We start from the raw sequence: 12,288 nt of genomic DNA on the forward strand, positions 1-12,288 counted from the left end.
ATTCATGTGAGAGTTATTATGGAAGATATCAAAAATGTCACTGCTCTCGAAGAGCAGACAATTAAACGTATTTCAAGTCGCATTATCCCGTTTCTTATTATTTTATTCATTATGGCTTTTCTGGACAGAACCAATATTGGTTTTGCTGCGCTACATATGAATGATGCAATTGGAATTACCCAAACTATTTTTGGTTTAGGTGCGGGTGTATTTTTCTTGGGTTACTTTATTGCAGAAGTACCGAGTAATGTTTTACTTCATCGGTTTGGTGCACGGATTTGGATTGCCCGAATCATGATTACTTGGGGAATTATTGCCGGGCTTATGGGATTTATCCATAGTGGGACCCAATTTATTATTTTACGGTTTTTACTGGGTATTGCAGAAGCGGGTTTCTTTCCGGGGGTTATTTTTTATTTAACCTTATGGTTTCCTGCTAAATATCGTGCCCGTGTCTTCGCGACTTTCTATTTAGGGTTACCAATTGCCCAAATTATTGGAGCGCCAATTTCGGTCGGCCTTATGCAATGGGGCAATACCATTGGCTATGAAGGCTGGCGTTTAATGTATATTTTAGAAGGGATTCCTTCCATTATTTTAGGACTAGTTTGCCTAAAATATTTAACCAATAACCCGAAAGAAGCACAGTGGTTAACAGCTGAGCAGCGCCAATGGCTCATGAATACGCTAGAACGTGAAGAAAGAGAAAAAGAGCAATCTGCCGATGCTGCTTTAACAAAAGGTGAACTTATTAAACAAGTGTTTAAAAATCCTTTAGTGTGGATTATGGCAATTGTTTATTTTGGAATTACGTCTGGTTCAAATGCGATGTTCTTCTTCTTACCAAGTGTTTTAGAGTCATTCCGTAACACATTTGGTATGCAGATTAGCCTTATTCAAAATGGTTTACTTACAGCAATTCCATATGCATTTGCGGCAGTTGGTATGGTTTTATGGAGCCGCCGTTCTGACCGTAAACAAGAGCGTTATAAACACGGTGCCTGTGCTGCACTTATGGCGGCTTTCGCAATTGCAATTGCTTTGATTGTGAATCAACCGTGGGCAATTATTGTGGGCTTTATTTTGCTCGCAATTGGTGTATTTAGTGCAATTAACATTTTCTGGACTATTCCTGGGCAAACTTTAACAGGAGTGGGTGCCGCAGCCGGTATTGGCTTAATTAACTCTGTAGGTAATTTAAGTGGTTTTACTGGTCCATATTTAACAGGCTATTTATATACCACCACGGGCACCTATACAGTAGCGTTCCTTGCTATTGCAGGATTTGTCGCCATGGGCGGTTTAGGGTTACTGCTTTTGGCAAAGTTAAAGTCTGATAGCCTAAAAGTAGAACAACGGCGACTTAAAGTGCGGACTGCTACGGAGATGAAATAATGGCTCGGATTGGTTTTGTTGGAACGGGCATTATGGGAATGCCAATGGCCATGAACTTATTAAAAGCTGGTCATCAAGTTAAGGTTTGGAATAGAACTTCATCTAAAGCAGAAAGTTTAAAAGAAGCTGGTGCACATGTTTGTAGTGAACTTGAACAAGTTGGAAAAGATGTAGAGTTTCTGATTTGTATGCTCAGTGATGGAAAAACCTGCGATGAAATTCTATTTCAAGAACGTGGTGCAATCTCACAGCTAAAACCCGAAAGCACGGTCATAGTGATGAGTTCGATACCTGTTGAAGTTGCAAAAAAACAAAGTGAAAAATGTAAAGAAAGAGGACTTAGATATTTAGATGCACCTGTTTCTGGCGGTGAAAAAGGTGCTCAAAATGCAAGTCTGGCGATTATGGTTGGCGGTGATGCTCAAACATTTTCACATGCTGAACATGTTCTATCTGCCATGGGGCGGCCAATTTTAGTTGGAGAGGCTGGCTGTGGAATGCTGGCAAAACTCGTCAATCAAATGATAGTCGCATCCACCATTGCAACCGTGAGTGAAGGTTTATTGCTTGCCAGTAAAGCAGGAGCAGACCCGATAAAACTCAAACAAGCATTAACAGGCGGTTTTGCAGATTCTCCGATTTTGCAACAGCATGGCGAACGCATGTTAAATCGAGATTTTAAACCGGGAGGTACAGCTCGAAACCAGCATAAAGATATTCATACAGCCGTTAGCTATGCTAAATCGCTTGAGTTGAATTTACCTATAGCCCAAAAAGTCAGTCAATTGTTCGAAAATATGCTTGCTGCCGGAGATGGTGAGCTTGATCATTCTGGTTTAATTCGTGAGCTTGAACGAATGAATCATGTGTAATATTGCTTTAATTTTAGCGGTACTTGATGAATAGACATAATCAAGTACCGCTTTTTTTCTGGTATTAATTTTTTAATAGTCCACGTTTATTGCTTTTATATATTCTTAATATCTACTGACGGAGAAACCCCAAAAAAGCGTTTATATTCTCTGGAAAATTGGGACAAGCTTTCATAACCGACTTGCATGCTGGTAGATGAAATATCGTATTCTTCGGTCATTAATAAACGCCGTGCTTCGGTCAATCTCATTCTCTTTTGATACTGTAAGGGACTCATTGAGGTTATATCCCTAAAATGTTGATGAAAACTTGATGCACTCATCCCCATTGTGCTTGCCAGTTCTTCAATACTAAATGGTTTTGCAAAATTTGTTTTCAGCCATTCAATCGCCTTCACAATTCGATGACCTGTAGTGCCTGCCGCTACAATACGTTTAAGTCGATCGCCTTGCGGGCTCATCAATAAACGATAAAAAATTTCCTTAATAATAAGAGGAGACAAGATGGGAATGTCTTGTGGCGTATCTAGTAATTTTATTAACCGTATAAACGCATCATTCAGCTCTGAATTGACTACTCCAACAGCCATTCCTTTTTTCTCAGTATTTACATCTTTAAAGGGAATATGGGCCTCAAGCATGATTTGAGCAAGTAAATATGGGTCTAGCCTTAGCACAATTGAGAGATAGGGTTGTTCAACAGAAGCTTCAAGCACTTGAGCAATTACAGGCAGGTCAATTGCAGTAAAAAGGAAATGGTTAGAGTCATAAGTATAAGTCTCTTCGCTAAGAATCACCTGTTTTTTGCCTTGAGCAATCATACATAGACTCGCATCCATCATGCTGCTACTTGGTTTGGTCAATGTCTCTGCACGATATAAAGTCAGTCCCGTAATAGCTGTTTCGAATGTGCCTTTTTCTCGTGTCCATTGATCGACAAGTTGAGCCAATTCTTGATTATGGTTAGACCTATTCGCCATTCAGATTCTACCGATTACCCTCTGTATTTTTATTGTAGGCATTTCAAATAAGAAAAATAGTGAGAAGTGCAACAATTTGGAGGATTAGGCAAATCTGTGAGAGGAATAGAACAACACCTTACAACTTTCATTTTTATACTGTTTGAACAACGCTTAATCCTGCATCCCTCATTAAATTGAGGGCATTGGTATCAATCTAGGAAAAAAGATGAATGTTAAGGCAGTCACGTTTGTGACCAGTTTATTTATCTCAATAGGAGTACCCGCAATGGATAAAAAATCAGTCACAGCATTTCAAACCGTTAAAAAAGCCAACCAACAACAGGTAATTACCGGCCTAGATAATATTTTCACGGGTCAAGTTGCAATTAAACCATTAACTGATGTTACTGACAGTATAAATGCTTCCAGTGCTTATGTAAGTTTTAATGCCAATGCCCGTTCATTTTGGCATACCCATCCTAAAGGGCAATATCTCATTGTTACAGAAGGAGAGGGACTGGTGCAAGAATGGGGTAAACCTGCGGAAAAAATTTCTGTAGGAGATGTGATTTATTGTCCACCTGGAGTGAAACATTGGCATGGTGCAAGTGGAAATTCTGCGATGACACATCTTGCTTTAACTGCAACTGATGAACATGGCAAAAATGTGGACTGGTTAGAGCCTGTATCAGATGAGCAATATAAAGAGGCGGGCCACTGAAATTATAAAGTTCCTATTTCTAGCCATCAGTTTGTTGGCGCTGAATCAACAGATTTATGCAGCTACCCATATGGTCCAGCTTCCTTTATCTCAAAAGAAGGAAATAACACAAATGCAAAATTCTTTATCCGAACAGCAACAGGCAATCATACCGATTGCTGCCTATGCTGCAAATGGTGACCTAGCTAAACTCAGTCAATCATTAAAAGATGGTTTAGATTTAGGGTTAACCATTGCAGAAATTAAGGAAGTTTTAGTTCAAACCTATGCCTATGCAGGTTTTCCTCGAAGTTTGAATGCCCTTACAACATTTATGCAGGTGCTAGAGCAGCGTAAAGAAAGCGGTATTCGTGACATAGAGGGTAAGACTAACAGCACTCTACCGAAAGATTATCAGGCACTTTTACAAGGTACTCAGAATCAAACTCAGTTGGTGGGTCAACCTGTAAAAGGTGCACTTTTTGAGTTTGCTCCAGCTATAGATGAGTATTTAAAGGCTCATCTTTTTGGCGATATTTTTTCAAGGGATGTGCTGAATTGGCAAGATCGTGAGATTGCTACTTTGAGCATGCTTTCGGCTCTAGAAGGTGTAGATAGCCAACTTCAATCCCATCTTAATATTGCAAAGACTCAAGGTGTTAGTTCTCATCAATTTGAAAATATACAGAAAATACTTGCTGAAAAAGTAAGTCTGCAAGTGGGTCAAAGGTTCCAAAATGTATTGACCAGTTTTCACAATCAATCGCTCTAAATGAGCTCCCAGCGAAAAAATCGTCTTCATTTACATTAAGCATGAGAGAAAAAATATGACAACTGAAGTTTTAGGTTATGCCGCGCTGTCATCAGAAACTCCTTTAGTTCCGTTTAAATTTGAACGTAGAACCCCACGTGAAGATGATGTTGTCATTCAAATTGAGTATTGTGGTGTTTGTCACTCTGATCTACATCAAGCTAAAAACGATTGGGGATTTAGTGCTTATCCATTAGTTCCGGGCCATGAAATTGTTGGACGTGTTACCTCAATCGGTCCTAAAGTCACAAAGTATAAAGTTGGTGATTTAGTGGGCATTGGCTGTATGGTCGATTCATGCCGTACTTGTTCTGCTTGTCATTCAGGGCTAGAGCAATATTGTGAAGAAGGTAACATCCAGACTTATGGTGGCGTAGATCGCCATGACCAACGCCCAACTTATGGTGGATATTCACAAAGCATTACCTGTAGTCAAGATTTTGTATTAAAAGTACCTGAAAATCTGGATGCTCAAGCTGTACCACCACTACTTTGTGCGGGTATTACCACATGGTCGCCGCTACGTCACTGGAATGTTGGAAAGGGCAGTAAAGTTGCTGTCGTTGGTTTAGGTGGTTTAGGACACATGGCGATTAAACTTGCCAATGCTCTAGGCGCTGAAGTGACACTATTTACTCGCTCAGCAAACAAAGAACAAGATGCAAAACAACTTGGCGCACATCATGTAGTGTTATCAACAGATGAGAATCAAATGAAGTCGGTATTAAATCAATTTGATTTGATTATTGATACGGTGCCTTATAACCATGACTTGAAGCCTTATATTCCAACCTTAGCTTTAAATGGAACCATTGTGTTAGTTGGATATTTAGGTGAAATTAGCGCAAATTCAGTACCTATGATTTTAGGTAGAAAATCAATTGCAGGCTCGGTTATTGGTGGAATTAAAGAAACACAAGAATTACTCGATTTTTGTGGTGAGCATAATATCGTTTCTGAAGTAGAGATGATTAATATGCAAAACATTAATGAAGCTTTTGAACGTATGCTAAAGAGCGACGTGAAGTATCGTTTTGTGATTGATATGAAAACACTGTCTGAAGATTAATTCAGACATTATTTGAGCTGTGCATACTATAGCTATGTGTGCACAGCCCATCAGGTTAATTGATGCGAGCGCTATGATTTAGAAGGTATATATTTACGCATAGCAAAGATAAATAGCTTAAATAAAATACTAAATCCAAAAACAGGTAAGCTGAGTCCTAACACGAGGCTCACCGCTATAAACATGATTAAATTATTTGACTCGCTTTTGTAGACTTTTTGCCCAATCATTAAATAGTTTTTATTAGTTAGTAAATTTGGCGTTTTTTTTGCTTACTATCTAAGGTCTTATCTAACATACTTAATTTGATTGCTGTATAAATGATGATTCAAACCGTCTTGCTCTGTTATGGTGTTTTTTTCACATGAAAAATGCACTAAATAAACACATCTTTTTATTTTGCACTCTATTTGTGCACGGGGTGCCATAATGAAGTTATTGGCTTCATTACTCACTTTACTCATTCTATGTGGATGTTCCTCATCTGAGCAAAATAGAAAAACTCAAGAAAACCCAACCTCTCATTCAATATGTGTCTTTGATAGTACAAATACAAAAGTCTGTGTAGCCAAACCTGCCCAAAGAATTGTCTCTTTGTTTGAGTCGGGTTTAGATGGCCTCTATATGCTAGGGCAAGGTGACAAAGTAATTGGTATACCTGCTGAAGTATACATTCAACCTTTATTATTTAATGCCTATTCAAAAATAGATAAACGCATTGCTAATAAGCAGCTTGCAGCACCTTCGCAAGGAGCCAATGCAACCAATATTGAAAGTCTCGTGTTGCTAAAACCAGATCTGGTGATTGTAGGAAGCGGGCAGACTCAAACGATTGAACTGTTACGGCAGTTTGGCATCGCTGTATATGTAATGGAGTCAGGCACCTATAAACAAGTGAAAGAAGAACTGTCTGAAATTGCTATTCTGAGCGGCGCCCAAAAGCGAGCTCAGGAAATTTTAAATTTCTCTGATGAAATTGTGGCAGAAGTCGCAGCCAAAACGGCCCGTCAGCCAAATAAACAATCGATTTACTATGCTTGGTCTGGTGGACGAATTTTTTCTACCTCGGGACGTCAGTCGATTACCAATGACTTTATTGAGCTAGCGGGTGCGTACAACATTGTTCAGACCGCTGCTAACCAACCTAACGTAAACCCCGAGACATTAATTGAATGGAACCCTGACAATATTGTGCTTTGGAATACCAATCCTAAACTGATTTATGAACGAAAAGAATTACAGGGTTTAAGCGCTGTACAAAACCGAAAGGTATTTAATTTGAGTCCTGCATTTATATATAACCCGCACACCATCAAAATCATTATTACGGCGATTTATCTAAATCACAGTATTTATCCTGAACAGTCTGATTTACCAGTAAGTACTTTACAACAGCGTATTTTAACCAAGTTGTATGGTGAGCAGCTTGCTAAAGCGTTGGTGCAATGAATATGGAAAAGCTGAAATATTATTGGTTTTACCCGTTACCTTTCATCATGATTTTTATCTCATTGCTTATTGGGCCAACTCAAACATTGAGTGCATGGGATTATTTGCGGTGGGGTGTGCAAGCAGTCTTTGGTACACCATATTTTGATGCGGAACAATTTAGACTGATGCAAAACATTCTTGTAAATGTCAGATTACCCAGAATTTTACTGACCTTTATGGTGGGAGCTGCATTGGCAACCGCAGGTAATGGCTTGCAGGCATTGTTTCGTAATCCATTGGTTGATTCTTATGTACTTGGTATTTCATCTGGCGCCGCGTTTGGTGCAGCCTTGGCACTTTCTTTAAGTTGGCTTTCACCCAATCTATCAGCCTTTATTTTTGGCGTTTGTGCTGTTGGCTTAACGTATTTATTTGCACATCAAAAACATGAAAGCCAGACGTCTTTAGTGATGGTAATTTTATCGGGCATGATTGTTTCGGGACTGTTTTTAGCAGGACTTACGGTTATTCAATACCTAAGTGATCCATTTAAATTACAAGCAATTGTGCAATGGACGATGGGCAACTTACATCAGGCTTCTTGGCAAAAGGTTCAATACGCCGTGCTTCCGATTTGTATTGGTCTTGCTGGATTATTTGCAATGCGTTGGCGCTTAAACTTAATGGCACTTGGTGCTGAAGAAGCACAGGCGGTGGGTGTTAACCCAGGGTGGGAACAACTTCTTTTAATTGCTCTGGTGACTGTATGTACGTCAACTTCTGTGGCTGCGGCAGGCATTATTAGTTTATATGGGCTGTTTATGCCACATATTGTGAGAATGTTGGTTGGGCCAGATCATCGCTACAGTATTCCTGCCAATATGGTGTTGGGCGGCAGTTTTCTACTGTTGATTGATAACTTTTCTCGGGTTTTACTGACATTTGAAATACCAATTGGTATTTTTACCATGCTACTTGGCGCACCATTTTTCTTATTATTAATGAAAACACAGAGGACTCATTGGGCATGATTCAAATTGATCAGTTAAATTATGCCTATGGGCACAAACAGGTTCTTAAAAATATTCATCTGGAGTTTCCTGAAAATCAGTTTTCCGTAATTTTAGGGCGTAATGGTTGTGGTAAATCGACACTGTTTAAATTGATGGCGGGCCTAGAACCTGTAAAAGATGGCTTGATTCGTTACTCAGGAAAACCATTATCGGACTTTAAAGGTAAAGATCGGGCTGTATTGCTCGGCTTTTTACCGCAGTTTCATAAAACCGTATTTCCATTTTTGGTTAAAGATGTCGTGATTACGGGGCGTGCTGCTTTTAGCAGATATAGACCTTCAAAATCAGACTGGGAACGTGTAGACCAAGCTTTGCTTGATTTAGATATTGAGCATTTGCGTGATCGTCCTTATACCGAGCTATCGGGTGGTGAACGGCAATTGGTTTTGACTGCGCGTATTTTAGTGCAAGCACCGAAAGTCATTTTGCTCGATGAGCCAACCAATCATCTCGATGTTTATTATCAGTCTTATTTAATGAAAAAATTGCGTCAGTTGTCGCGGCAAGATTTTACGGTGATTGCGATTATGCATGATCCCAATTTAGCTTTTTTATTTGCAGATCATCTGTTTTTTATGCGCCAACACGAAGTGGTTAAGCCTGAGTCTAAAACACGAATCACCGATCCTAAGTTTTTAAAAAGTGTCTATGATGTTGAGTTCCATGAAGCCATGATTCAAGACAAAACCATTGTGATTCCTGATCATTCTTGGCTATGAATATGTTGAATTATCAGCTAGTGGGCAAAACTGATTATGAGTCAGCGGTAGAGTTTGCACTTTATACAAGACAGTTGTTATTCCCAGAAATCTATCATGGGCAAATTCCCAAAGATTTACAGAGTTTTGAGCAACATTATGTCCATGATCCACTGGGCTGCTTCATTACAGTAAAAGACCAAAACCGTATTATTGGCACGATTGCATATCGGGCTTATGACCATCGTTTTGATTTAAATTTACCGCTTAATACGGTTGAGGTGGTTAAGTTATTTGTATTGCCTGAATACCGCCGTAATGGCATTGCAACCATGCTATGTAAAATGTTGTTTAGCCATGCCAAAAAACATGCTATTACTAGTTTGTATTTGCATACTCATCCATTTTTACCGGCGGCTGAAGAGTTTTGGACTCTACGAGGTTTTGAGGTTATTCAACGGGAATGGATCGATACCTATGACACCATTCATATGAGTAAATCTTTATAGCGCTTTATCATGCGTATGAAATCTTTTTTGAAAATGGGTAGGTGGATAACCCATAATTTTGCTGAACATTGCGGTAAAAGCTGCCGAGTGTTCATAGCCCAAACTAAAAGCAATTTCCGTAATCGAGATATTTTCTTTTAAGGCATTTAAAGCATAAATAATGCAGACTCGATTACGCCAAGCTTGAAAGGACAAGCCAGTTTCAGACTTAAACCAGCGGTGAAAAGTCCGTTCACTTTTATTGTGGTCATGTGCCCAATCTTTAGGGCTGCTATGAATATCGGGACGCTCCATAAACTCAGCACATTGTTGAGATAGTAATGTGTTGCGAGGCAATGGAATAAACAGAGGCAGGGCTGGTGCAATTTCTAATTCATATAACAATAAATCGATAAGAGCGCCGTCACGGCCTGAGCGCGAGTAATCAATGGATAACTTATTTGCCTGAATGAGCAATTGATGTAACAAAGGCGAGACTTGTATAACCTCGCAATAGTTTGCTTGTCTTGGGGCATTACTCACTTCTATATACAAACTATAAGTACTGACTTTAGATAACCATACCCGATGTGGTTTGCCTGCCGGTATCCATACACCGCTGTACGGTAACACAAGCCATTGTCCATCTTCAGTTTCAACTTTCATAAGCCCTTCGGGTGCATATAAGAACTGTGCACGGCGATGGCTATGCGTATCTAACAAGGTATCAGCAGGATAATCTGACCCTAACGCTAGAACTGCCTGTGGTAGATGGTCTACATCGTTAATTGGAATATTACGCATATATTTTTGGCTGAAACAAATAAAAATATGGCTTTTCTACGTTAGTTTGCCATAGAGCTATTTTATATCATGCCTCTATAAACGTGAGGAAGATGATGATGCTATATGAGCTATTTTTATTTGGACTACTGTCAGGCATAACGACTTGGTTATTTGGTTTTGGCGGCGGATTTGTTGCTGTACCTTTGCTTTATACAGTCATTATTCAAAAGTGGAGTAATGAAAGTAATATCGGCATACATGCCATGCAAATCGCCGTAGCTACATCAGCTTTTGTCATGCTCTGCTCGGCAAGTTTTGCAGTCTTTCGGCACTATCGGTCTGGACATATAGATTGGCAAAAAATCCGCTTTTTATGGGGTGGTATTGCACTTGGTGGAATTATCGGTGCGGTAATGGCCTCATTGTTTAATGGAAATTGGCTTCGCTGGATATTTATGGGCTATGTGTTCATAACCATTCTAGATTGTTATTACCGACCAGGGTTTATAGTGACCTCAAAGCAAAAGCAACACTATGGACAAAATAGTGAACTCATTAAAGGGGGCATTATTGGTTGGGTTGCAGCACTTTTAGGGGTTGGTGGCAGCGTAATGACGGTTCCTTTATTACGGCGGCGGGGTAGTTCTATGGCACAGGCTGCGGCTATTGCAAACATTCTTACGCTGCCTTTGTCTTTCACTGCAACACTTACTTACTGTGTATTGTCAATTTGGCAATCAACATGGACACCCAACGGATTTATCGGTCTAATCTGGTTTGAAGCTGCTTTATTCTTGGTTGCTGGAACATGGATTGGACTATATTTTTCAGAAAAATTTATTTCAAAACTACCTGATTTATGGCGGGCAAAGTTGTATCCGCTACTTTTAATAATAGTTCTACTCGTCATGTTTTTAGTAAATTAACTTTTTATTTTAATTGATTGAGGAATAATCTCTTTTAAAAATCGAATCTCTAAATGCTCTAAAACTATAAATTTTATGTATTAAAGGGCTTTGAAAAAAGTTTAAAAATTAGACTTGCAATATATAGTGGCTTTGTGCCACTATATATTCATCGAAGGTCATCAGACAAAAAGAGGATGATATGGCTATCCAGCTTTTAGATGCGGCAAGAAATGAGATTCCAGTGAAATTTACGCAGTTTTCTGGTGGCGAGCGTCATGTTCAAATTGATGAGACAACCTTAGGTTCACTATCTGGCAGAGTACTCGTTCGCGCAAAGATGGCTTCAAGTCATGATGTGATGGACTATTTGTTACTTGAAAATATATTGCTGACTCAGGGTTTAACCATTGACCTAGAAGTTCCGTATTTTCCATATGCACGTCAGGACCGTATTTGTGCAGTAGGCCAAGCGTTCTCGCTTGATGTGATGACCAAGTTACTCAACATCAATGCTGACAAAAAAGCGGGCAACCAAGGCAAGATCACTGTTTGGGACTGTCATAGTGAAGTAACAACAGCATTACTTGCTACCAATACTTCTTTTAGCGAAGTTGTAAACATCAGTTCAGTAGACATCATCGCAAAGAGTGAAGCGCTAAGCACATTGTTAAAAGATGAAAAAACAGTGCTGGTTTGCCCAGACAAAGGCGCAAAAGCGCGTACACAAATGGTCGCAGATGCTTTTAATTCTAAGCGCAAACAACCAATCACTATTATTCAGTGCGATAAAAAACGTGATCCGGTAACTGGCAAAATTTTAGGTACGCATGTACATGCGACTGATTTATCAGCCCTCACAGCGGTCATTACCGATGACATTTGCGACGGCGGTGCAACCTTTATTGGTATTGCCAAAGAACTGCGTCGCCTCAATTGCCATAAGGTCGTTCTATATGTGACCCACGGTATTTTCAGTAAAGGAATAGAGGTTTTTGATGGGCTGCTTGACCAGCTATTTACCTCGGACAGCTTTCCACAACAACCATCAGACAAAATTTCAGTAATTGCTTTTGCAGCAGAATAAAGAGAACAAAG

At 39.5% G+C, this 12,288-nt stretch carries 13 protein-coding genes and 1 pseudogene; 11 read left to right on the top strand and 3 right to left on the bottom strand.

The features are described from left to right. Positions 1-18: 18 nt before the first annotated feature. On the top strand, positions 19-1,395 hold the full coding sequence (locus KNQ97_RS16370; protein WP_004747117.1) for an MFS transporter: 1,377 nt from the start codon (positions 19-21) through the stop codon (positions 1,393-1,395). Continuing rightward, the gene (locus KNQ97_RS16375) at positions 1,395-2,267 is read left to right on the top strand and encodes an NAD(P)-dependent oxidoreductase (RefSeq protein WP_002133499.1); all 873 of its coding nucleotides are present in this window, start codon (positions 1,395-1,397) and stop codon (positions 2,265-2,267) included. The genes KNQ97_RS16370 and KNQ97_RS16375 overlap by 1 nt, the downstream gene beginning before the upstream one ends. Positions 2,268-2,362: 95 nt before the next feature. On the opposite strand, the gene KNQ97_RS16380 is transcribed toward KNQ97_RS16375, so the two are convergent. Then, positions 2,363-3,247: an AraC family transcriptional regulator gene (locus KNQ97_RS16380; protein ID WP_000013631.1), complete on the bottom strand. Its 885-nt coding sequence runs from the start codon at positions 3,245-3,247 to the stop codon at positions 2,363-2,365. 208 nt (positions 3,248-3,455) lie between these two features. Between KNQ97_RS16380 and KNQ97_RS16385 the strand changes: the two genes are divergently transcribed. The 3 genes from KNQ97_RS16385 to KNQ97_RS16395 all read left to right on the top strand — a co-directional run bounded on the left by KNQ97_RS16385 (position 3,456) and on the right by KNQ97_RS16395 (position 5,809). After that, positions 3,456-3,950, top strand: a complete 495-nt coding sequence (locus KNQ97_RS16385; RefSeq protein WP_065708665.1) for a cupin domain-containing protein — start codon at positions 3,456-3,458, stop codon at positions 3,948-3,950. Between the two features lie 112 nt (positions 3,951-4,062). Next, positions 4,063-4,701, top strand: coding sequence for a carboxymuconolactone decarboxylase family protein (locus KNQ97_RS16390; protein WP_001181581.1), 639 nt, complete (start codon positions 4,063-4,065; stop codon positions 4,699-4,701). A 55-nt stretch (positions 4,702-4,756) separates the two neighbouring features. Next, positions 4,757-5,809 carry an NAD(P)-dependent alcohol dehydrogenase gene (locus KNQ97_RS16395; RefSeq protein ID WP_000206299.1) on the top strand — a complete coding sequence of 351 codons (1,053 nt, stop codon included), beginning with the start codon at positions 4,757-4,759 and terminating at the stop codon, positions 5,807-5,809. Positions 5,810-5,880: 71 nt separating this feature from the next. On the opposite strand, the pseudogene KNQ97_RS19270 reads toward KNQ97_RS16395, so the two are convergent. After that, positions 5,881-5,988 (bottom strand): annotated as a pseudogene (locus KNQ97_RS19270) (hypothetical protein); the annotation flags it as partial. A gap of 250 nt (positions 5,989-6,238) precedes the next feature. Between KNQ97_RS19270 and KNQ97_RS16400 the strand changes: the two are divergent. The 4 genes from KNQ97_RS16400 to KNQ97_RS16415 are packed head-to-tail and all read left to right on the top strand — an operon-like array spanning position 6,239 to position 9,520. After that, complete coding sequence (locus tag KNQ97_RS16400; protein ID WP_190597304.1) at positions 6,239-7,258, top strand: ABC transporter substrate-binding protein; 1,020 nt, start codon at positions 6,239-6,241, stop codon at positions 7,256-7,258. Positions 7,259-7,260: 2 nt separating this feature from the next. Beyond that, complete coding sequence (locus KNQ97_RS16405) at positions 7,261-8,271, top strand: iron ABC transporter permease (RefSeq protein WP_190597306.1); 1,011 nt, start codon at positions 7,261-7,263, stop codon at positions 8,269-8,271. Beyond that, positions 8,268-9,032, top strand: a complete 765-nt coding sequence (locus tag KNQ97_RS16410) for an ABC transporter ATP-binding protein (protein WP_253612466.1) — start codon at positions 8,268-8,270, stop codon at positions 9,030-9,032. Before KNQ97_RS16405 ends, KNQ97_RS16410 begins: the two co-directional genes overlap by 4 nt. Next, on the top strand, positions 9,029-9,520 hold the full coding sequence (locus KNQ97_RS16415; protein ID WP_057051822.1) for a GNAT family N-acetyltransferase: 492 nt from the start codon (positions 9,029-9,031) through the stop codon (positions 9,518-9,520). The genes KNQ97_RS16410 and KNQ97_RS16415 overlap by 4 nt, the downstream gene beginning before the upstream one ends. On the opposite strand, the gene KNQ97_RS16420 is transcribed toward KNQ97_RS16415, so the two are convergent. Continuing rightward, on the bottom strand, positions 9,515-10,303 hold the full coding sequence (locus tag KNQ97_RS16420; protein WP_253612467.1) for a helix-turn-helix domain-containing protein: 789 nt from the start codon (positions 10,301-10,303) through the stop codon (positions 9,515-9,517). The two genes, KNQ97_RS16415 and KNQ97_RS16420, sit on opposite strands and share 6 nt — an antisense overlap. Before the next feature lie 98 nt (positions 10,304-10,401). On the opposite strand from KNQ97_RS16420, the gene KNQ97_RS16425 reads away from it, so the two are divergent. Both KNQ97_RS16425 and KNQ97_RS16430 read left to right on the top strand, forming a co-directional pair. After that, positions 10,402-11,211, top strand: a complete 810-nt coding sequence (locus KNQ97_RS16425) for a sulfite exporter TauE/SafE family protein (protein WP_253612478.1) — start codon at positions 10,402-10,404, stop codon at positions 11,209-11,211. 181 nt (positions 11,212-11,392) lie between these two features. Beyond that, on the top strand, positions 11,393-12,277 hold the full coding sequence (locus KNQ97_RS16430; RefSeq protein WP_253612468.1) for a phosphoribosyltransferase family protein: 885 nt from the start codon (positions 11,393-11,395) through the stop codon (positions 12,275-12,277). Positions 12,278-12,288 lie beyond the last annotated feature (11 nt).

The sequence above is a fragment of the Acinetobacter sp. UC24323 genome, assembly GCF_024151445.1.
Taxonomy (GTDB): Bacteria; Pseudomonadota; Gammaproteobacteria; order Pseudomonadales; family Moraxellaceae; genus Acinetobacter; species Acinetobacter baumannii.

Coding starts and splice junctions, on each gene's coding strand:
- KNQ97_RS16370 (WP_004747117.1), top strand. CDS start 19: ATGGAAGATATCAAAAATGTCACTGCTCTCGAAGAGCAGACAATTAAA.
- KNQ97_RS16375 (WP_002133499.1), top strand. CDS start 1,395: ATGGCTCGGATTGGTTTTGTTGGAACGGGCATTATGGGAATGCCAATG.
- KNQ97_RS16380 (WP_000013631.1), bottom strand. CDS start 3,247: ATGGCGAATAGGTCTAACCATAATCAAGAATTGGCTCAACTTGTCGAT.
- KNQ97_RS16385 (WP_065708665.1), top strand. CDS start 3,456: ATGAATGTTAAGGCAGTCACGTTTGTGACCAGTTTATTTATCTCAATA.
- KNQ97_RS16390 (WP_001181581.1), top strand. CDS start 4,063: ATGCAAAATTCTTTATCCGAACAGCAACAGGCAATCATACCGATTGCT.
- KNQ97_RS16395 (WP_000206299.1), top strand. CDS start 4,757: ATGACAACTGAAGTTTTAGGTTATGCCGCGCTGTCATCAGAAACTCCT.
- KNQ97_RS16400 (WP_190597304.1), top strand. CDS start 6,239: ATGAAGTTATTGGCTTCATTACTCACTTTACTCATTCTATGTGGATGT.
- KNQ97_RS16405 (WP_190597306.1), top strand. CDS start 7,261: ATGGAAAAGCTGAAATATTATTGGTTTTACCCGTTACCTTTCATCATG.
- KNQ97_RS16410 (WP_253612466.1), top strand. CDS start 8,268: ATGATTCAAATTGATCAGTTAAATTATGCCTATGGGCACAAACAGGTT.
- KNQ97_RS16415 (WP_057051822.1), top strand. CDS start 9,029: ATGAATATGTTGAATTATCAGCTAGTGGGCAAAACTGATTATGAGTCA.
- KNQ97_RS16420 (WP_253612467.1), bottom strand. CDS start 10,303: ATGCGTAATATTCCAATTAACGATGTAGACCATCTACCACAGGCAGTT.
- KNQ97_RS16425 (WP_253612478.1), top strand. CDS start 10,402: ATGCTATATGAGCTATTTTTATTTGGACTACTGTCAGGCATAACGACT.
- KNQ97_RS16430 (WP_253612468.1), top strand. CDS start 11,393: ATGGCTATCCAGCTTTTAGATGCGGCAAGAAATGAGATTCCAGTGAAA.